This is a genomic window from Stenotrophomonas sp. TWI1409 (assembly GCF_039673015.1).
Taxonomy (GTDB): domain Bacteria; phylum Pseudomonadota; class Gammaproteobacteria; order Xanthomonadales; family Xanthomonadaceae; genus Stenotrophomonas; species Stenotrophomonas maltophilia_A.
This window is the reverse complement of record NZ_JBDJKU010000077.1, coordinates 1-18513: the sequence shown is the minus strand read 5'-3', so window position 1 is coordinate 18513 and position 18513 is coordinate 1. Positions and strand designations below refer to the sequence as shown.

Genomic DNA, 18513 nt, shown 5'->3' with positions numbered 1-18513 from the left:
CTGCTCTGGTGGGTGTCGACCGTGGTCGACACAGTATATCCACGCCATGCGTGGTTGACTCATTCGATATCTGACAGAAGTGTCGACCAAGGTCGACACCTACCAACAGCCGCGGAGATCTGTCGGAGGTGGGGCGGTGTCGGAGTGCGGGGTGTCAGCCGCATGGATGCGGCTGCCAAGCTTACAGGGACGTACTTGCAGCGTCCCCGCACTCCGACACCGCCCCGCCATCCCTCGGATAGCCGCTGTTGCTGTTGCTGTTGCTTCGGCCGTTGCCGTTGCCTCTGCGGGTGCAGGGCGCAGCCCTGCCGAACCCCTTCAAATGTCTGTGGGAGCCAGTCCGTACTGCTCGGCGAAGCGCTTGCTGAAACTCGCCGCAGACCGGTAGCCCGCGCGTGCTGCGACGGTCTTCAATGGCAGGTCCGTGGTGTAGAGCAGCTGCATGCCATGCGCCAGCCTGGCCTCGGTGAGCAGCTGGCGCAGGCTGGTGTCCTCGGCGGCGAGACGACGACGCAGGGTCGCACCGCTCAGCGCGAACTGTTCTTCCACATCACGCGATTGCCAGTCGCGTGCCGGTTCGGCGGCGATGCGGTCGCGGATCTGTTCGCCCAGGCTCGGCGCCTGCGGCAGCAGCAGGTTGCCGTGGCCCTGCCGGCACAGGGTCAGCACCAGCGAGGCCAGGGCCAATCGTGCCTCGCTGTAGCGGCCGTCCTGCAGCGATTGCCGCCACTGCCGCAGCACCGGGCCATGGTCGATCAACGGCAGACGTGCCATCGCCTGGCCAGGGGCGGGAAGGTCCTCGCTCCACAGCGTGCGTGCGGCCGCCAGCACTTCGGCACACAGCGGCACGATGGCACTGAGGTAGCGGCCGGTCCCCGGGTCGGGCGTGTTGACCACATCGATCCGGCAGCGCTGGGTCAGCAGCAGGATGTCGCCGGGGATGAATTCCAGCGACTGGTGCGCGGTGCGCACCTGCTTGCGGCCCTCCAGCAGGATCGCGAACTGCGGTTGCGGAATCTCCACCGAGCTGGCGCCATGCTCGCGACGGGCGGTGATGCAGGCATAGCCTTCGGCGCGCTCACAGCCTGCCAGACTGGCCATCTCGGCCAGCAGTGCGGTGGCCGGGGGCAGCATGGCGGTCATGTCACGTGTGCGCCGAGCAGGCGACCGACGCCGGCGGCCGCGGCCATCGCCAACGCGCCCCAGAACATCACCCGGATCGCGCCGCGTACCGGCGGTGCGCCGCCGGCCTGGGCCGCCATCGCGCCGGTCAGGCACAGGCCGAGCAGGGTGCTGGCGGTGGTCATCATCGCGACCTTGTCGACCGGCGCGAGCAGCGCGGTCAGCACCGGCAGTGCCGCACCACAGGTGAAGGCGCCGGCCGAGGCCAGCGCTGCCTGCAGCGGGCGCGCGCGCAGGGTATCGGTGATGCCCAGCTCGTCGCGGGCGTGGGCGCCCAGTGCGTCGTGGGCGGTGAGCTGCTCGGCCACCTGCCGCGCCAGCGCCGGCTCCAGGCCGCGGTGGCGGTAGATCGCGGCCAGCTCTTCCAGCTCGCTGTGCGGATCTTCGTGCAGTTCGCGCTTTTCCATCGCCAGGTCGGCGTCTTCGGTGTCGGCCTGGGTCTGCACGGAGACATACTCTCCAGCAGCCATCGACATCGCGCCGGCCACGGTGCCAGCCACGCCGGTGGCCAGAATGGTCGCCGCGGAGGCGCCGCTGGCGGCCACGCCGACCACCAGGCCGGCCACCGAGACGATGCCATCGTTGGCCCCCAGCACGGCGGCACGCAGCCAGCCGACGCGCTCGGAGCGGTGCAGTTCGGGGTGTCGTGAATGGCGGCTCATGGCCCCGAGTGTACGAGGGTCAAGAGGGCGTCGGTAGGATGCTGAAAACCGTCTCCGTCGCATGACGCAACGGGTCGCCACGCTATAGTGCGCCCTTGCGATGGAAGGCCCCGGGCCCCACATCCCCCGCCACTGTCCAGCGAGCCTTCCCCTTGTCGAGCCCCAGCCACGTCGCCGATACACCCATTACCGACCGCTCGCAGCTGGTGGAGGTGATCGCCTCCGGCGAGAAACCCCGCGCGCAGTGGCGCATCGGCACCGAGCACGAGAAGTTCGGGTTCCGCCTGGATGACCTGCGCCCGCCGACCTTCGAGGGCGAGCGCGGCATTGAGGCACTGCTCAACGGCCTGGTCCGCTTCGGCTGGGAGCCGGTGCAGGAGAACGGCAACACGATCGCCCTGCTGCGCGATGGCGCCTCGGTGACGCTGGAACCTGCCGGTCAGTTGGAACTGTCCGGCGCGGCGCTGGAGACCATCCACCAGACCTGCGTGGAGACCGGCACCCATCTCAACGAAGTGGCACAGGTGGCCGGTGAGCTGCAGCTCGGCTTCCTCGGCATGGGCTTCCAGCCGAAATGGAAGCGCGATGAAATGCCGTGGATGCCGAAGGGCCGCTACAAGATCATGCGCGCCTACATGCCCAAGGTCGGCTCGCTGGGCCTGGACATGATGACCCGCACCTGCACGGTGCAGGTGAACCTGGACTACGCCACCGAAGCGGACATGGTGAAGAAGTTCCGCGTGTCGCTGGCGCTGCAGCCGATCGCCACCGCGCTGTTCGCCGATTCGCCGTTCACCGAAGGCAAGCCCAACGGCTACCTGAGCTACCGCTCGCACATCTGGACCGACACCGACGCCGACCGCACCGGCATGCTCGACTTCGTGTTCGAGGATGGCTTCGGTTACGAGCGCTATGTCGATTACCTGCTCGACGTGCCGATGTATTTCTCTTACCGCGATGGCATCTACCACGACGCCAGCGGGCAGAGCTTCCGCGATTTCATGCAGGCCAAGCTGCCGGTGCTGCCGGGCGCGCTGCCGACGCTGCGCGACTGGTCGGACCACATGACCACCGCGTTCCCGGAAGTGCGCCTGAAGAAGTATCTGGAAATGCGCGGTGCCGACGGTGGCCCGTGGAGCCGCCTGTGTGCGCTGCCGGCATTCTGGGTGGGCCTGTTGTACGACGACACCGCACTGGATGCGGCCTGGGACCTGGTGCGTGACTTTACCCTGGCCGAGCGCCATGCACTGCGCGACGGCGTGCCGAAGCATGCGATGAACCTGCCGTTCCGCACTGGCAGCGTGCGCGACCTAGCCCGTGAAGCGGTGAAGATTTCCGTCGAAGGCCTCAAGCGCCGCGCGGCGCGCAATGCCGACGGCCAGGACGAGAGCAAGTTCCTGGACGTGCTGCAGGAGATCGTCGAGTCCGGCCTGACCCCGGCCGAACGCAAGCTGGCGCTGTTCCATGGCCGCTGGCACGGCGACGTTGATCCGGTGTTCCGCGAGTTCGCGTACTGACACTGTTCCGGCGGGTGCCAACCGGGGCGGGCACCTGCCGTTGCGTCACCACCCGCGCGCTGCGAACAGGCGCGCGTAGATGCCGCGAACCACATCCTGCTTGCTGCGGTTGTAGGCCTGCACGTTGGCATTGCCCTGCAGTGCTGCCTGCTTGGCCTGTGCATAGCGCCTGCGGTCGTCTTCATGGCTGCGCAGCCAATCGCGGAACAAGCAGTGGCGGATGTGCTCGGCGCAACCAGGTGCGAACACGTGCAGGTTCACGCGCGGCACGTCCAGCCGCAGCATGCGGTGCTGGTACCACGAGGGTTCGCGGATGGTAAGCACGTAGCCCAGTGCCTGCAGCGGTGGCAGCCAGGCCGCTTCGTCGGCGGGATCGGCAACCAGCAGGTCGACGTCCAGTACCGGTTTGGCGGGCAAGCCCGGCACCGCGGTGGAGCCGACGTGCTCAATGCCCAGCGCGTTGTTGCCGAGTGCCGCCTGCAGCTGCGTGCGCTGCTGCTCGAACTGGTCGGCCCACAGCGTGGACCAGGGCACCACCTGCAGCGCTTCCGGCTGCGGCGCGCCGAGAACCCAGGGATTCTCGTCAGGGTCGCCATCGGCGAAGGTAGTGATTGCGGTGGGATCGAACGGGATATCGGACATGCCCACCATGGTGCCATGCCCAGCGGTGATGTCAGCCCGGCTTGCCGTCGCGCCGTGGGCACAGGTAGATCCAGCCCAGCCGCGCCACCCACGGTGCCAAGGCCAGCAACCAGCCGATGGCTGCGGCGAAATGCCACGCATAGGCGTCGGGCATCAGTTCGGCAGCGATGCGCATGATCGCCACCGCCTGCAGCGCGACGAACGCAAACCAGGCCACTGCCGGCATCACCAGCGGTCGGCCGGAATGGCCCTGGGTGACCCGGGTCACCATCGCCACCAGCAGGCTGCCGAACAGGCCCACGGCGAGGGCATGCAGCGGCGCGCGGCCGAGCAGTTGCGGATGGCCCAGCATCTGGCCGATGTCCTGCAGCAGATACAACGCGAAGCTGATCGGCAGCCACGCAAGTGCCAGGAACAGGGCCGCGAGCAGGCCCGGCATCGGCCCGCGTGGCCACCAGTGCCATAGCGCCTGCAGCGACAACATCAGCAGCGGCGCATCGGCCAGCCACAGCAGGTGGTCGACCTGCAACGCGCTCAACAGCAGGCGCAGCATCAGCAGCGCCCACATCGCAGCCAACCAGCGCAGCGGGCGCCACGCCACATAGCCATCCACCACGTTGTTGGCGAAGAACGGGATCATCCGGTGCGCGACGGTGAGGTAGACCGGTAGCAGCAGGCCGAAGGTGCCGAGTGCCACCGTGACCGGCATCAGCGTGGCGTGGCCGCGCCCCACCGCCATGAACAGCAGCAGCCCCAGCCAGCCCAGCAGCAGTGCGGCATAGCAGGCGCGCGCATGCCAGTTGCGGTTGGGACCGGCGGCCTTGAGCACGCGTCCCAGCACGATCAGTCCGGCGCTCCAGCCGGCCAGTGCCAGCAGCAGGCCGGGCCACAGCCCGGGTGTCCACCCGCAGGCGGCGGCAATCAGCAACGCCTGCCCACCAAACAGGCCGATGCCGACCGGCGCATAACGGCTGCGTGGCAGCTCCGGCTGTGCCAGCCAGCGCGGGAACACGGTGAGCAGGAAGCCGAAGATGAAACTGGGCAGTACCAGGTACTGCATCAGCAGCGCGTGCAGCCAGGCCGGAGGCAGCGGCGGTGGCTGCGGCGTCCACAACCCGCGCAATGCGCCCAGCCACAACGCCCACCACAGCATTGCCAGCAGCAGGTTGCTGGCGCCGATGAAGAACAGCAGCCGGTGCGGCGCGCGCATCAGCATCGCAGGGGAGGGCAGGCGGGCCATGCAGCGAGTCTGCGCCCGGCTGGTGGCCGGGTCCTTGATCTTCGTCATGCCCAAGGAGGGAGGCAACCGCTTCGCTCGCCGGGCATGGCCCGGCGGACGGGCCGTGCAACGCAAACAAGAAACCCCGGCAGTGCCGGGGTTCTTCGTTCACAGTCGCCGATCGATCAGGCGGCGTTCTTCATCGTCGCCATGTCGATCACGAAGCGGTAGCGCACATCGTTCTTCGCCATGCGCTCCCAGGCTTCGTTGACGTTCTTGATGTCGATCATCTCGACATCGCTGACGATGCCGTGCTCAGCGCAGAAATCCATCATTTCCTGGGTTTCGGCCATGCCGCCGATCGCCGAGCCGGTCAGGTGCTTGCGGCCGAAGATCACGCTGCCGCCGGTCAGCGGCGGATCCAGTTCGGTCAGCACGCCGACCAGGCACATGGTGGCCTCGCGCTTGAGCAGGCCCATGTACGGGTTGGTGTCATGGCCAACCGGGATGGTGTTGAGCAGGAAGTCGAAGCTGCCGGCGTGCGCCTTCATCTGCGCGGCATCGCGCGAGACCAGCACTTCATCGGCGCCCAGGCGCTTGGCATCGGCACCCTTTTCCGGCGTGGTGGTGATCATCACCACGTGCGCGCCGAGGGCCTTGGCGAACTTCACGCCCATGTGGCCGAGGCCACCGAGGCCGATCACGCCGACCTTCTGGCCCGGGCCGACCTTCCAGTGGCGCAGCGGCGACCAGGTGGTGATGCCGGCGCACAGCAGCGGGGCGGCGGCCTTCAGGTCCAGCGTTTCGGACACCTTCACCACGAAGCGCTGCTCGACCACCACGTGGTCGGAATAGCCACCGTAGGTCGGCGCGCCGCTTTCGCGTTCACGGCCGTTGTAGGTCCAGGTCGCGCCTTCGGCGCAGTACTGCTCCAGGTCGTGCTCGCAGGCGTCGCAGTGGCGGCACGAGTCGACCATGCAGCCCACGCCGGCGTGGTCGCCCACCTTGAAGCGGGTGACGTTGCTGCCGACCTCGGTGACGCGGCCGATGATCTCGTGGCCCGGCACCATCGGGTAGATCGAGCCACCCCAGTCGTCGCGGGCCTGGTGCAGGTCGGAGTGGCAGATGCCGCTGTAGAGGATCTCGATACGTACATCGTCCGGGCCGACGGCGCGGCGTTCGAACTCGTAGGGGATCAGCGGGTCGGTATGTGAATGGGCGGCGTAACCACGGGCGAGGGACATGGGGAATCCTTGGCAGGGTTTGTCGAAAGGCGCTTTACAATACGCCCCGTACCCAGTGGCAAAAAGCCCGGATATCGGCATGATTCATCAAGTGAAACTGCACAATCATGGCCACTGACAATCTCTCCCACCTGGCCGCGTTCGCCGCAGTCGCCCGCCACCGCAGCTTCCGCCGTGCCGGCGCCGAGCTGGCGCTGTCGACCTCGGCGGTGAGTTATGCGATCCGCGCGCTGGAAGAACGGTTGGGGGTGGGCCTGTTCCATCGCACCACCCGCAGCGTGGCCCTGACCGAGGCCGGGCAGCGCCTGCTGGAGCGCCTGCAGCCGGCCTTGGGGCAGGTGCACGATGCGTTGGAGGAGATGAACCAGTTCCGTGCCGCACCGGCCGGCCTGCTGCGCATCAATGCCACCCGTGCGGCGGTGGCGACACAGCTGGGACCACGGCTGGCGCGCTTCCTGCACGCCCATCCCGACGTGCGGGTGGAGCTGACCGAGAACGACGGCCTGGTCGACATCGTCGCCGAGGGCTACGACGCCGGCGTGCGCCTGCACGAGTTCGTACCCGAGGACATGGTGGCAGTGCCGATGGGGCCACCACTGCGCGGGCTGATTGTCGGCTCGCCGGAGTATCTGCGGCGGCATCCTGCGCCACAGCATCCGCGCGATCTCGCTGCACACGAATGCATCCGCTTCCGCTTCGCCAGCGGGCATCTGTACAAATGGCAGTTCGAGCGCGGTGGGCAGGCGCTGGAGATCGACGTGCCGGGGCGGCTGACGCTGGGCGAGCAGGGCACCGTGGTCGGCGCGGTACTCGATGGCATCGGCCTGGCCTACGTGCTGGAAGACACCGCGCGGCCCTACATCGAATCGGGGCAGATGGTGGCGGTGCTGGAAGACTGGAGCGAGCCGTTCGCCGGCTTCGCGCTGTACTACCCGAAGCAGCGGCAGATGCCCGGTGCGCTGCGTGCGTTCGTGGATATGCTGCGCGAGTGAATCGCGGTGGATGGCGCAGTGCCGTCCAATGACCGGCTCCAACGAGAGCTTTCCGAGTGGATCCGCGCCATGCGGGGATGGCGTTCACCCGCTAGAGTGAGTCTTCTCAACAAAAGGACGTCATTGAGCATGCTCGCCGATCTCGAACAGGCTTCCGGCCAGACCTTCCCGCCGTTGTTCCGCCAGCTGGTGGAAGGCAACCGTTTCAGCTGGGGCGAGCAGGGCCCGAACTGGTACCGCACGGTGTTCCCGCAGGTGCAGCCGCAGCCGCCGGTACTGCTGTATGCCAACGACTATGAACCGATCGAGCCGAGCGAACTGCGCGCAGCGTGGGAAGATCTGACTACCGAAGATCATTACAACCCGCTGCGCGATGACCTGAAACTGCTGCCGTTCGCGCGCACCGGCGCGGGTGATCATTACTGTTTCTGGACCAATGCACCGGGTTCCAGCGATTCGCCGGTGCTGCTGGTCTGGCATGACGATGATCGCGCCGATCTGCTGGCCGCGAACTTCCAGGACTTCCTGTTCCGCAAGATGGCCGAAGCGGTGGTGGAGCTGGAGGAAGAGGAGTCGCTGCTTTCGGAGGGCGATATCGGAACCAATCTGCAGGCTTGGCTCGGTACCCATCGTGGCTGGCTGCGAGGGGACCAGGTAGCGGCGCTGGAGGCGTTGTATGCACGCGTGGATGACATCACTGCGGGTGAGATCAGTGACGAGGACGTGCAGCCGCTGCTGCAGCTGATCGCGTTCGACGGTATCGACAGCGAAATGCCCTACGTGCAGGCGTGACCTGATCCGAAGCGCTGCCGGTAGAACCTCGCCATGCGTGGATGCGGCCGGCTACGGCACCTGCAGTACGGGTGCCAACAATTCCAGGCAATCACGCAGATGCACCTCTACCGGCGCATCCTCGGCCACCACACCGATCACGCGTTCGCGCAGCGGCTCGGCCACGGCCATCGCCAGGATCAGCCGTGCCATGCACGCGGCATCTCCCTCGCGCAGCAGCCCGCGCTGCTGCTGACGCGCCAGCCAGTCGGCCAGCAGCGCACGGCCGCGTTCGATGCCATTGTCCAGATAGGCCTGCAGCAGCGCGTCCTTGCCGGGAAAGTCGGTGGCCAGCAGGCGGAATACCTGCACTGCCTGCGCCGACAGTGCCTGCGCGCACACCGCGTGCAGGATGGCCTGCAGCAACGGCATCACCTCGTCGGCGTCGTGCGCATCGCGCTGCAACTGCGGCGCGAAGCCGTCGGTCCACTCGCGCACGGCCAACCCGACCAGTTCCTCGCGGTTGCTGGCGTGGCGGTACACGGTCTTCTTCGCTACCCCGGCGTGCGCCGCCACCGCTTCGATGGTGGTGGCCTCGTAACCCTGTGCCAGCAGCAGCTCCAGCGTGGCCTGCAGCACGGCGTGGCGGACTTCGGCTTCCGGCCGCGCAGGGCGGCCGCGGCGGCGGATTGGTGAGGGTGGCTCGGGCAGGGTGGTGCTGTTCATTGCGCCCATCTTACCGCATTCGGATAATTGAGAAACGAAGAGCGTTTCCGTATTATCAGGTCTCCCGACATGCAGGAGACCCCGATGGATACCGCTGTGAACGCCCGCGCCTGGCTGGACCACCACGATCTGCTCGACCCGGCGCCGATGCGCTTGGAAACCGGCATCCAGCGCCGCGAAGATGGCACCCTGCTGGTGGCGGTGCGTACCGATCTGCACGGCTGCAAGGGCCGCATGCTGGACTGGTGGTTCACCTTCTTCGAGACCACCCAGCACATCCGCTGGTGGCATCCGGTCGATCATGTCGAGCATCGCGGCTGGGACGCGGCCTGGCAGCGCGGACGCAGCTACCACGGTGCCAGCATCCACGCGGTGGAATCGCTGGCCGATATTCCGCCGGTGGCGGCGCGTTTGAAGTTCCATGACCCGCGCACGTTGCTGGTGCCCGAGCGCCTGCAGGTGGCACAGGATGCAGGCGATGTATCGGCAGTGATCGCCGCGCGCATCGGCTTTGGCGACCACGTACGCCTGGATGCAAACGGTGATCCCTGCGACGGGCAGATGCTGCACGTGGCGCGCGATACGCCGTTTGGCTGTGTGCTGCGCAGCCGCTTCGTGCTCGGCCTGGACAGCACCGATCCGCACTGCGATGCCGGCGATGCGGTCGGCCTGGGCCTGCTCAAGCACTGCTACACGGAGTTCAGTTTCCTCTCGCGCCTGCTGCCGTCGCTGTACTACGGCGAGCGCGCCAACGGTGAAGTGGCGCCGTTGCCGTGGTGAACGATGCGCCGGTCACTCGGCCAGCGCGTCGTAGCCTTCGCCACTGAACTGGATCAGGCAGAAGCCGTGGCCGAACGGATCGGCCAGCACGGCGATGCGCCCCCAGCGACGCTCGCGCACGGACTGCTCAAGCGTCGCCCCGGCCGCAACCGCACGGACCAGTGCGGCTTCGATGTCATCCACCACCCAGTCCAGGTGCAGCGGCGTCCAATGGCGCTCGTAGTCGCGCACGTCGCCGTCTTCGGTGGCGGCGCTGCCGGCCTCGTTCTGCAGCAGGTACAGCGGCGTTGGCCCACCGAGCAGCTCCACGGCGCCCGGGCCTAGACGGCGCCCGATGCTCAGGCCGAAGGCTCGGATGTAGAAGTCCTCGGCAGCGGCAAGATCGGGGACATCGAGGTTGACGATGAACGATGCGGTGGGCGTATCCATGGGCAGATCCGGTGGATGCGGGTGGGCAGTGTACGCCCGCATCCACGCATCGCGTGGCTCTACTGCGCGCGCGGGTAGTCGAGGTAGCCTGCCTCGCCGCCACCGTAATAGGTATTGCGGTCGGGCGTGGCCAGCGCGATGTTGTGCTGCAGGCGTTCGACCAGATCCGGGTTGGCGATGAACGGCTGGCCGAATGCGGCCAGGTCGATGGTGCCGGCCTCGACCAGCTGCAGGGCGCGTTCGCGGGTCATGCCACCGGCCAGGATCAACGTGCCACCGTAGACCTGCTTGAACTGCTGCAGGAACGCCTCGCCCAGCACCGACTGCCCCGCCTGCAGGTTGTCGTTGAGATGCACATAGGCCAGCCCGCGCTTGCCCAGTTCCTCGGCCAGGTACAGATAGGTGGCCTCGTTGTCGGGGTAGTACGGCATGTCGAAGGTGAGGTTGTTCGGTGCCAGGCGCACGCCGATGCGGTGGGCGCCGATGCGCTGGGCCATCGCATCCACCGTCTCCAGGATCAATCGCGCGCGGTTCGGCAGCGAGCCGCCGTAGCGGTCGTCGCGCTGGTTGATGAGCGGGTTGAGGAACTGTTCGAACAGGTAGCCGTTGGCGGCATGCAGTTCGATGCCATCGAAGCCGGCGGCAATGGCGTTGTCCGCCCCGCGTACGAAGTCGTCGATGATGCCGGGGATCTCCGCGGTCTCCAATGCACGTGCCGGGGTGGGATCGGCATGGCCGCGGCTGCCGTCGTCCAGGTACACGAACGAGGTGTTCTTCGGTGCGCTGGCCACCGGGCGGGTACCGGCGCTGACCGGTTGTCCACCCCCGGGCTGCAGCGAGGCATGCGACATGCGGCCGACGTGCCAGAGCTGGGCGAACATCGTGCCCTGCGCGGCATGCACCGCCTCGGTGACGAGCTTCCACCCGGCCACCTGTTCGGCCGACCAGATGCCCGGCACATCGATGTAGCCCTGGCCCTGCGGCGAGACCGGCGTGCCTTCGCTGATGATCAGGCCGGCGCTGGCACGCTGCCGGTAGTACTGCGCGGTGAGCTCATTGGCGACCGAGCCGGGGTTGCGGGCACGGGTCATCGGGGCCATCGCGATGCGGTTGCGCAGGGCGATGCCTGTCAGGTCGAACGGACGGAACAGGGCGGCGGTCATGTTGGTCATCTCGGTGCGGGGAAGAGCGCCAGCGGCGCGATGCACACAGGATGGAGTTGACATGCGGGCGCATAAAGCGCTTCGATCTCCCTTGGTGGGGGACTATTTGTCCCCAATGGGGTGCGAACGATGCTGCCGCTGGAATCCTTGAATGGCCTGGTGACGTTCGTCACGACCGCACGCTCGGGCAGCTTCACCGAGGCGGCAGACGCGCTGGGCATCTCGCGCTCGGCGGTGGGCAAGGCCATCGCCCGTCTGGAAGCGCGGCTGGGGGTGCGCCTGTTCCATCGCACTACGCGGCGCATCGCACTGACCACTGATGGCGAGGCGTACTACGCCTCCTGTGCGGCGGCGCTGGAAGAAATCTCCGCGGCCGAGGCCTGTCTGGGTTCGGCGGGCCTACCCAGCGGGCGGCTGCGCATCGACATGCCGTCTTCGTTCGGGCGGCTGGTGGTGCTGCCGGTGCTGCTGCGGTTGTGCCGCCAGTATCCGGACCTGCAGTTGACGATGACCTTCACCGATCACTTCGTCGATCCGGTCGAAGAGGGCATCGACCTGCTGATCCGTTTCGGTGGGCTGCACCAGGCCGAGCACCTGGTCGCGCGCCGGTTGGGGCGCCAGCGCCTGGTCACCTGCGCATCGCCGGCGTACCTGCAGGCGCATGGCGTGCCGCGCACGGTGCAGGAACTGGCGCAGCACCGCAGCATCGTCGGCTTCCGCCACGGGCAACCGATCTGGTGGCGGATCGGCAGCGAGGAGGACGAGGGAACGTTCATTCCCAGTGCGCCCTATCAACTCAACGATGGCGACGCGGTGATCGAAGCGGCCATCGCCGGCCTCGGCATCTGCCAGATGCCCATTTCACTGGTGCGCCGCCATCTCGATTCCGGCGTGCTGCAATCGGTGCTGGACGAACACATGCAGCGGCACATCGACATCCATGCGCTGTGGCCACCGACGCGCCACCTGCGGCCGAAGGTGCGCTACGTGGTGGATGAGCTGACCCGGTTGGCGGAACAAGGTCTGTTTGATTGAGCGGGGCCCGTACACCGGGCCCCGCCTGTGGAAACGCTGCGCCAGGCCTACTTGAAGTTGTAGCGCAGGCTGGCCATGTAGCGACGGCCCAGTGCATCCAGCACATACGGGAACGGCCCGATGTCATCGCCCACGTTGATCACCGACAACGTCACGCGCGCGGCGTCGGTGATGCGGTAGGTGACGTTGGCGTCCCAGGTGGTCCAGCTGTCGCGGTAGAAGTACTGACGGCTTTCCGGGGTATCGGTCATCGTGTACTGGGCGCGGCTGGTGTAGTTGGAGGCCACGCCGTAGTTCCAGTTGCCGATGCGATGCTGGGCGGTCCAACGGAACTGGCGCTTGGGCTCGTTGAAGCTGCCCGCCTGTTCGACGAACGGCACGTCCCGGTTCGCGGCCTGGCCACGGTTCTTCGGCATGTAGCCGTAGAAGTCCAGGTCCAGTACGCCGAAGCGCGACAGGTCCCAACGGTAGCCGACTTCGGCGGTCCAGCCACGGAACATCAGCACCGGGCCGTTGCCATACTCGGTCTTGATGCTGGTAGCCACGCCGGTGTTCGGATCACGCGTCACCAGGCTGCAGAAGCGGTTGGCGTTGGGCACGTTGGCGGCGTTGAAGTCGGCAGTGTCGAAGCAACCGGTGATGATGTCGTTGGCGCTCAGTGACGTGATCACGTTGTTGATCTTGATGTCATACCAGTCGGCAGCGACGCGCAGGCCTGGGATCCATTCTGGGGCGAACACGATGCCGGCCGTCCACGACTTCGCCGTTTCGTTCTGCAGGCGGGTGCTGCCGTTGGTCGAACCCAGCGTATTGGTCGGCTGCTGGCGGAAGGTGTTCGGATCGGCACCCGGGTAGGCGGCGAAGAACGCCTCGCAGTTGCGGCGACGCACCGCCGGATTTGAGCCGCCGCTGATGTTGTCCAGCGAGCACACTTCCGGGATGTTGTAGTAGGCCGGCTGCTGGGTGGTGTAGAGCTCGGCGATGGAGGGCGCGCGCAGTGACTGGGTCTTGTTGCCGCGCAGCTGCAGGCCGGCGATCGGTTCGTACTGGATGCCGTAGGTGAACGCATTGAACGCGCCGGCGACGGAATTGTCGACGCGGCGGAACTTGGCGGTCAGGTCCAGGCGATGCAGGCCCGGGATATCCCAGTCGGGATTGAACAGCGGTGCCAGCACTTCGGCGAACACTTCATTGGTGTGGTACTTGCCTTCCGCCGCCTGGGTCGGCACTGAGCGGCCCTGGCCCAGGCGCTGGTACTCGCTGGGGGTGAAGGAGCCTTCTTCGCGGCGGTGTTCGAAGCCGGCCGCCGCGGACAGCTCGCCGCCGGGAAGATCGAACAGGCCGCCGGATACCGACGCATTGATGACGGTCTGGCGGGTCTGCGCCTTGGCCACGGTCCGGGTGGAGACATAGTCCAGGGCTTCGCGCGACGCCTGGTTCTCGCCGAACAGATTCAGCGGGCGGCAGTTCGCATCGGCCGTGGTGCCCGGGCGGGTGGCATCACAGATGATGCGCCCGCTGGCGTCGGTGGTGACGTTGATCGCATTGATGAAGTTCTGCTGGATCAGGCCGGTGCCGAGGTAGTCGAAGTCACCGCGGCCGTGGGTGACGCTGGCTTCCCAGTTGAAGCTGCGCTTTCCGACCTCGAAGAAGCCGTTCAGGCCGAGCACCGCACGGGTCAGGCGGGTTTCGGTGCTGGCGTTGTTCATCGACAGGTCGCGCGAAGATCGCGACAGGCGGAACGAGGTGATGCCGTTGTCGGCGAGGATCTTGCGGGTTTCCGCACTGAGGAACGGATTGCTGGCGCTGAAGGTCAGTGCACCGCTGGCGGTACCGCCGCCGTCCAGGCGCGCATTGCCGAAGGACACCGCGTTGTAGACGTTCTGGTCGAGGGTTTCGCGGGCGGTCGCTTCGTATCGCGAAAGTTCGAAGAAGCCGCGCACGTTGTCGGTGAAGTCGAAGCTGCCGGTGGAGAACACCGAGCGTCGTTCGAGGTCGGCGATCAGCGGCACCGTCTCGAACAGGTTCAGGCCGTCACCGCCGGAGGCGTTGCCGCCCGCGTAGCTGGTGCCGGGATTGAACTCGACCAGCTTGCCCTCGTTGTTGAACTGCCACAGTTTGTCTTTGTTCGGGCCGAAGCCAAGGATGTCGCCCAGGCCGTTGCGCGTGTAGCTGCCGGTCGCCGGCATCACCAGGCCACCGAAGGTCATGCTGGCAATGCGCCGGTTGCGGATCCAGACCTGGTCGGGGATACCATCGCGGGGCCCGGTGTTGAACGGAATGCTGCCGTCGATGCGGCCATCATTGGTCGGCCGGCGCAGGGGCTGGGCAGTGGCATTGGCCGCCGTGGGATTGGCCTGCAGGCTGTAGCCCTGGCGGTAGAAATCGCGTTGCAGCGCGTTCACCCCATCGGCGTTGTCCAGCTCGGCGGCAACCACGATGTGGCCACGGCCATCAGCGAAGTCGGTACCGAAGATGGCCGACCAGGAGTAGCGCTCGTTGTCGTTCTTGCTGGTCCTGCCGTAGCCCAGTTCGACTTCGGCACCCTCGAACCGGTCGCGCAGGATGATGTTGTTGACGCCGGAGATCGCATCCGAGCCATAGGTGGGGGCACCGCCAACGCTCAGGCTTTCAATGCGTTGCACCATGACGCTGGGAATGGCGTTCATGTCGACCTGGATGCCCGAGCCGCCGCCGGCTCCGAAGATGGTGGGCGGTGTAGAGGTGACGAAGCGGCGTCCATTGACCAGGGTCAGCAGGCGATTGCTGCCCAGCCCGAACTTGCTGGCGAAGTTGACGCCTGCACCGAAGCCGGCCTGGTCGCCGCGCGAACTGACGCCGGCACTGACCCCGGGAATCCGGGTCAGGGCATCGATGAGGTTGGTGTCGCCATAGTTCTCGATCGATTCACGGCTGACCACCGCGGCGGGCTCGAGCGTGTCGAAACCGGCGCGGTAGATGCGCGAGCCGGTGACGGTCATCCGGTCCAGCTGCACGGGGGTCTTGCTGCTGGCGGGCTCGGCCTTCTGTTCCTGCGTGGCGGCCTGCTGCGCCATGGCCGGTGCGGCGGCCACCAGCATCAATGCCGAACCCAGCGCGACAGACAAGCGACTGCGGGCGAACAACGGTCGGTACATGATTTCTCCCTGGTCACGCCAATGTGACTCAGGGGTAAACGCAGGGGCGAATGCGACACCCTACGTCATGAAAAAGTAACAAATGAATCTATTTATTGTTCATTCATATTCTGGGCTGATCTGTCCCTGGGGCATGCCTCGGCAGCACCAGATGGCTTCATTCGCCCCTCTGTGTATACTATCCCCCAGTATAGTTCCGAAGTGGCCCCGCCATGCCGCACTCCCCCGAAGAGAAGAAGAAGGTCCTGGCCCGCGTGCGCCGCATCCGCGGCCAGTGCGATGCGCTGGATCGCGCGCTGGGCGCCGGTGCCGACTGCGGGCCGGTGCTGCAGCAGATCGCCGCCATCCGTGGCGCGGTCAATGGCCTGATGTCCGAAGTGATGGAGGCCCATCTGCGCGAGGAGTTCGGGCAACCCGCTGCCTCAGACGAACAACGCGCCGAACGCGTGCGCGACATGAGCGCGTTGATCCGCTCGTACCTGAAATAAGCATCGGCGCCATATCGCGCCGATCGTCCTGCCATTCCCTTTCCGCCTGATCCTGGAGAAGCCACCATGAAGTCCCGTGCCGCCGTCGCCTTTGGTCCCGGCCAGCCGCTGCAGATCGTCGAGATCGACGTCGCCCCGCCGAAGAAGGGCGAGGTGCTGGTCAAGATCACCCACACCGGTGTCTGCCACACCGATGCCTTCACCCTGTCCGGCGATGATCCGGAAGGCCTGTTCCCGGTGGTGCTGGGCCATGAAGGCGCCGGCATCGTGGTGGAGGTCGGTGAGGGCGTGACCAGCGTCAAGCCCGGCGACCACGTGATTCCGCTGTACACCGCCGAGTGTGGCGAGTGCCTGTTCTGCAAGAGCGGCAAGACCAACCTGTGCGTGTCGGTGCGTGCCACCCAGGGCAAGGGCGTGATGCCCGACGGCACCAGCCGTTTCAGCTACAACGGCGAGCCGCTGTACCACTACATGGGTTGCTCGACCTTCAGCGAGTACACCGTGGTGGCCGAAGTCTCGCTGGCGAAGATCAACCCGGACGCGAACCCGGAGCACGTCTGCCTGCTCGGTTGTGGCGTCACCACCGGCATCGGCGCGGTGCACAACACCGCCAAGGTGCAGGAGGGCGACAGCGTGGCGGTGTTCGGCCTGGGTGGCATCGGCCTGGCGGTGATCCAGGGTGCGCGCCAGGCCAAGGCCGGCCGCATCATCGCGGTGGACACCAACCCGTCCAAGTTCGAACTGGCGCGCGAATTCGGCGCCACCGACTGCATCAACCCGAAGGACTACGACAAGCCGATCCAGCAGGTCATCGTCGAGATGACCACCTGGGGCGTGGACCACAGCTTCGAGTGCATCGGCAACGTCAACGTGATGCGCGCGGCGCTGGAATGCGCGCACCGTGGCTGGGGCCAGAGCGTGGTGATCGGCGTGGCCGGTTCCGGCCAGGAGATCTCCACCCGTCCGTTCCAGCTGGTGACCGGGCGCAAGTGGATGGGCACCGCCTTCGGCGGCGTGAAGGGCCGCAGCCAGTTGCCGGGCATGGTGGAGGACGCGATGAAGGGCGATATCGAACTGGCACCGTTCGTCACCCACACCATGGACCTGGACAAGATCAACGAAGCGTTCGACCTGATGCACGAAGGCAAGTCGATCCGTTCGGTGGTCCACTACTGAGCCGCGTCATGGGCTGGCTGGATGCTCTGCGCCGGCCGCGTGCGGAAGACCCGCGCGCGGCCCTGGTGGTTCCGATCGAGCAGGCGTTGCGTGCGCTGGGCTGGGTAGTGGGCGAGGTGGGGCCACCGCGTGCGGTGACCTCGGCCTTCGGCAGCGACGATGGCATGCCGTTCGAGCAGTGGCTTGCGCAGGTATTCCTGCCGCGCCTTCATGAGGCGCGCGCAGCCGGACAGTGGCCGCCGCGCAGCGATGTGGCCGTGGCGGCCTGGCGCAATCTTGATGGCCAGCCTGGCGTCGAATCGTTGCTGCGCCTGCTGGCGCAGCTGGATGAACGGATCAACAAAGGCATCCACGCCGCGCGTGGATAAGCCGACCAAGGTCGGCATCTACCAGAAGCACGCGTGCGCTGACGCGCCGCGCAGGAGAGCACCATGGAACGCATTGAACACCGCGCCTGTTTCGGCGGCTGGCAGGACGTCTACCGCCATCATTCCACCACGCTGGGCTGCGACATGCAGTTCGCCGTGTACCTGCCGCCGCAGGCGGAAACGCAGAAACTGCCGGTGCTTTACTGGCTGAGCGGGCTGACCTGCACCGAGCAGAACGTCATCACCAAGGCGGGCGCGCAGCGCTACGCGGCCGAGCATGGCGTGATCATCGTCGCGCCCGATACCAGCCCACGCGGCGATGACGTGGCCGATGCCGAGGGCTATGACCTGGGCAAGGGGGCGGGGTTCTACCTCAATGCCACCCGTGCACCGTGGGCGAAGTACTACCGCATGCACGACTACGTGGCGCAGGAACTGCCGGCACTGATCGAGGCGAATTTCCCGGTCACCGATGCGCGCGGCATCAGCGGCCACTCGATGGGCGGTCACGGTGCGCTGGTGATCGCGCTGCGCAACCCGGGGCGCTACCGCAGCGTGTCGGCGTTCTCGCCGATCGTTGCGCCCAGCCACGTGCCGTGGGGGCAGAAGGCCTTCCACGCCTACCTGGGCGACAACCCGGCGGACTGGGCGCAGTGGGATGCCAGCGAACTGGTCGCCGTGGCCACTGAGCGCCTGCCGTTGCTGGTCGACCAGGGCCAGGCGGACGAATTCCTGCAGACCCAGCTGCAACCGCAGCGCCTGCAGCAGGCCTGTGATGCCGCCGGCCATCCGCTGACCCTGCGCCTGCAGCCGGGCTACGACCACAGCTACTACTTCATCGCCAGTTTCATCGGCGAGCACATCGCCCACCACGCCCGCGCCCTGCACGGCTGACGGCTTTCCGGTAGTGGCGGGCCCGGGGCGGCCACCACCCGCCCCGGGATTACCCCCGCAATGACGCCCCCCCGCCGCCCAACCCACC

18 protein-coding genes are annotated in these 18513 nt (G+C 66.8%); 9 read left to right on the top strand and 9 right to left on the bottom strand.

Going from position 1 to position 18513, the window contains the following annotated elements; all coding sequences use genetic code 11:
* Window positions 1-318: 318 nt before the first annotated feature.
* Entirely contained in the window at window positions 319-1143 is an 825-nt protein-coding gene (locus tag ABE423_RS18315; protein ID WP_049400270.1) for a helix-turn-helix transcriptional regulator, read from the bottom strand.
* The gene (locus ABE423_RS18310) at window positions 1140-1844 is read right to left on the bottom strand and encodes a VIT family protein (RefSeq protein ID WP_032129894.1); all 705 of its coding nucleotides are present in this window, start codon (window positions 1842-1844) and stop codon (window positions 1140-1142) included. Before ABE423_RS18310 ends, ABE423_RS18315 begins: the two co-directional genes overlap by 4 nt.
* 152 nt (window positions 1845-1996) lie before the next feature.
* On the opposite strand from ABE423_RS18310, the gene ABE423_RS18305 reads away from it, so the two are divergent.
* The gene (locus ABE423_RS18305) at window positions 1997-3361 is read left to right on the top strand and encodes a glutamate--cysteine ligase (RefSeq protein ID WP_032129893.1); all 1365 of its coding nucleotides are present in this window, start codon (window positions 1997-1999) and stop codon (window positions 3359-3361) included.
* Between the two features lie 45 nt (window positions 3362-3406).
* On the opposite strand, the gene ABE423_RS18300 is transcribed toward ABE423_RS18305, so the two are convergent.
* From ABE423_RS18300 to ABE423_RS18290, 3 genes are all read right to left on the bottom strand, one after another.
* On the bottom strand, window positions 3407-4003 hold the full coding sequence (locus ABE423_RS18300) for a GrpB family protein (RefSeq protein ID WP_346487065.1): 597 nt from the start codon (window positions 4001-4003) through the stop codon (window positions 3407-3409).
* A gap of 31 nt (window positions 4004-4034) precedes the next feature.
* The gene (locus tag ABE423_RS18295; protein WP_346487064.1) at window positions 4035-5243 is read right to left on the bottom strand and encodes an NnrS family protein; all 1209 of its coding nucleotides are present in this window, start codon (window positions 5241-5243) and stop codon (window positions 4035-4037) included.
* Between the two features lie 164 nt (window positions 5244-5407).
* Window positions 5408-6466 (bottom strand): NAD(P)-dependent alcohol dehydrogenase, encoded by a 1059-nt coding sequence (locus ABE423_RS18290; RefSeq protein ID WP_032129891.1) that lies wholly within the window; start codon window positions 6464-6466, stop codon window positions 5408-5410.
* Between the two features lie 107 nt (window positions 6467-6573).
* Between ABE423_RS18290 and ABE423_RS18285 the strand changes: the two genes are divergently transcribed.
* A complete protein-coding gene (locus ABE423_RS18285) occupies window positions 6574-7458 on the top strand; it encodes a LysR family transcriptional regulator (protein WP_125895894.1) in 885 nt (294 codons plus the stop codon).
* Between the two features lie 129 nt (window positions 7459-7587).
* Window positions 7588-8250 carry an SMI1/KNR4 family protein gene (locus ABE423_RS18280; RefSeq protein ID WP_253143898.1) on the top strand — a complete coding sequence of 221 codons (663 nt, stop codon included), beginning with the start codon at window positions 7588-7590 and terminating at the stop codon, window positions 8248-8250.
* A 51-nt stretch (window positions 8251-8301) separates the two neighbouring features.
* On the opposite strand, the gene ABE423_RS18275 is transcribed toward ABE423_RS18280, so the two are convergent.
* Window positions 8302-8964, bottom strand: a complete 663-nt coding sequence (locus ABE423_RS18275; RefSeq protein WP_049421841.1) for a TetR/AcrR family transcriptional regulator — start codon at window positions 8962-8964, stop codon at window positions 8302-8304.
* Between the two features lie 75 nt (window positions 8965-9039).
* Between ABE423_RS18275 and ABE423_RS18270 the strand changes: the two genes are divergently transcribed.
* A complete protein-coding gene (locus ABE423_RS18270; protein ID WP_253143900.1) occupies window positions 9040-9735 on the top strand; it encodes a hydrolase in 696 nt (231 codons plus the stop codon).
* A 12-nt stretch (window positions 9736-9747) separates the two neighbouring features.
* Here ABE423_RS18270 and ABE423_RS18265 read toward each other — a convergent pair whose 3' ends face one another.
* Both ABE423_RS18265 and ABE423_RS18260 read right to left on the bottom strand, forming a co-directional pair.
* The gene (locus tag ABE423_RS18265) at window positions 9748-10164 is read right to left on the bottom strand and encodes a VOC family protein (protein WP_253143902.1); all 417 of its coding nucleotides are present in this window, start codon (window positions 10162-10164) and stop codon (window positions 9748-9750) included.
* A gap of 59 nt (window positions 10165-10223) precedes the next feature.
* Window positions 10224-11327 carry an alkene reductase gene (locus ABE423_RS18260; protein WP_253143904.1) on the bottom strand — a complete coding sequence of 368 codons (1104 nt, stop codon included), beginning with the start codon at window positions 11325-11327 and terminating at the stop codon, window positions 10224-10226.
* A 129-nt stretch (window positions 11328-11456) separates the two neighbouring features.
* Here ABE423_RS18260 and ABE423_RS18255 point away from each other — a divergent pair, with 129 nt between their 5' ends.
* Window positions 11457-12362 carry a LysR family transcriptional regulator gene (locus tag ABE423_RS18255; protein ID WP_049461842.1) on the top strand — a complete coding sequence of 302 codons (906 nt, stop codon included), beginning with the start codon at window positions 11457-11459 and terminating at the stop codon, window positions 12360-12362.
* A gap of 47 nt (window positions 12363-12409) precedes the next feature.
* On the opposite strand, the gene ABE423_RS18250 is transcribed toward ABE423_RS18255, so the two are convergent.
* Window positions 12410-15499 (bottom strand): TonB-dependent receptor, encoded by a 3090-nt coding sequence (locus ABE423_RS18250; RefSeq protein WP_293797533.1) that lies wholly within the window; start codon window positions 15497-15499, stop codon window positions 12410-12412.
* 212 nt (window positions 15500-15711) lie between these two features.
* Here ABE423_RS18250 and ABE423_RS18245 point away from each other — a divergent pair, with 212 nt between their 5' ends.
* The 4 genes from ABE423_RS18245 (at window position 15712) to fghA (ending at window position 18425) form a co-directional block, all read left to right on the top strand.
* Entirely contained in the window at window positions 15712-15987 is a 276-nt protein-coding gene (locus ABE423_RS18245; RefSeq protein WP_253143908.1) for a metal/formaldehyde-sensitive transcriptional repressor, read from the top strand.
* 66 nt (window positions 15988-16053) lie between these two features.
* Window positions 16054-17163: an S-(hydroxymethyl)glutathione dehydrogenase/class III alcohol dehydrogenase gene (locus ABE423_RS18240; protein WP_012512082.1), complete on the top strand. Its 1110-nt coding sequence runs from the start codon at window positions 16054-16056 to the stop codon at window positions 17161-17163.
* Between the two features lie 8 nt (window positions 17164-17171).
* Window positions 17172-17531, top strand: coding sequence for a YqcC family protein (locus ABE423_RS18235; protein ID WP_012512081.1), 360 nt, complete (start codon window positions 17172-17174; stop codon window positions 17529-17531).
* A gap of 63 nt (window positions 17532-17594) precedes the next feature.
* Window positions 17595-18425, top strand: a complete 831-nt coding sequence (gene fghA, locus ABE423_RS18230; RefSeq protein WP_253143910.1) for an S-formylglutathione hydrolase — start codon at window positions 17595-17597, stop codon at window positions 18423-18425.
* Window positions 18426-18513 lie beyond the last annotated feature (88 nt).

Excerpts from the sequence above, each read along its gene's own strand:
- fghA (WP_253143910.1), top strand. The coding sequence starts at position 17,595 with ATGGAACGCATTGAACACCGCGCCTGTTTCGGCGGCTGGCAGGACGTC.
- ABE423_RS18265 (WP_253143902.1), bottom strand. The coding sequence starts at position 10,164 with ATGGATACGCCCACCGCATCGTTCATCGTCAACCTCGATGTCCCCGAT.
- ABE423_RS18245 (WP_253143908.1), top strand. The coding sequence starts at position 15,712 with ATGCCGCACTCCCCCGAAGAGAAGAAGAAGGTCCTGGCCCGCGTGCGC.
- ABE423_RS18260 (WP_253143904.1), bottom strand. The coding sequence starts at position 11,327 with ATGACCGCCGCCCTGTTCCGTCCGTTCGACCTGACAGGCATCGCCCTG.
- ABE423_RS18315 (WP_049400270.1), bottom strand. The coding sequence starts at position 1,143 with ATGACCGCCATGCTGCCCCCGGCCACCGCACTGCTGGCCGAGATGGCC.
- ABE423_RS18295 (WP_346487064.1), bottom strand. The coding sequence starts at position 5,243 with ATGGCCCGCCTGCCCTCCCCTGCGATGCTGATGCGCGCGCCGCACCGG.
- ABE423_RS18285 (WP_125895894.1), top strand. The coding sequence starts at position 6,574 with ATGGCCACTGACAATCTCTCCCACCTGGCCGCGTTCGCCGCAGTCGCC.
- ABE423_RS18275 (WP_049421841.1), bottom strand. The coding sequence starts at position 8,964 with ATGGGCGCAATGAACAGCACCACCCTGCCCGAGCCACCCTCACCAATC.
- ABE423_RS18270 (WP_253143900.1), top strand. The coding sequence starts at position 9,040 with ATGGATACCGCTGTGAACGCCCGCGCCTGGCTGGACCACCACGATCTG.
- ABE423_RS18310 (WP_032129894.1), bottom strand. The coding sequence starts at position 1,844 with ATGAGCCGCCATTCACGACACCCCGAACTGCACCGCTCCGAGCGCGTC.
- ABE423_RS18300 (WP_346487065.1), bottom strand. The coding sequence starts at position 4,003 with ATGTCCGATATCCCGTTCGATCCCACCGCAATCACTACCTTCGCCGAT.
- ABE423_RS18255 (WP_049461842.1), top strand. The coding sequence starts at position 11,457 with ATGCTGCCGCTGGAATCCTTGAATGGCCTGGTGACGTTCGTCACGACC.
- ABE423_RS18250 (WP_293797533.1), bottom strand. The coding sequence starts at position 15,499 with ATGTACCGACCGTTGTTCGCCCGCAGTCGCTTGTCTGTCGCGCTGGGT.
- ABE423_RS18280 (WP_253143898.1), top strand. The coding sequence starts at position 7,588 with ATGCTCGCCGATCTCGAACAGGCTTCCGGCCAGACCTTCCCGCCGTTG.
- ABE423_RS18290 (WP_032129891.1), bottom strand. The coding sequence starts at position 6,466 with ATGTCCCTCGCCCGTGGTTACGCCGCCCATTCACATACCGACCCGCTG.
- ABE423_RS18235 (WP_012512081.1), top strand. The coding sequence starts at position 17,172 with ATGGGCTGGCTGGATGCTCTGCGCCGGCCGCGTGCGGAAGACCCGCGC.
- ABE423_RS18240 (WP_012512082.1), top strand. The coding sequence starts at position 16,054 with ATGAAGTCCCGTGCCGCCGTCGCCTTTGGTCCCGGCCAGCCGCTGCAG.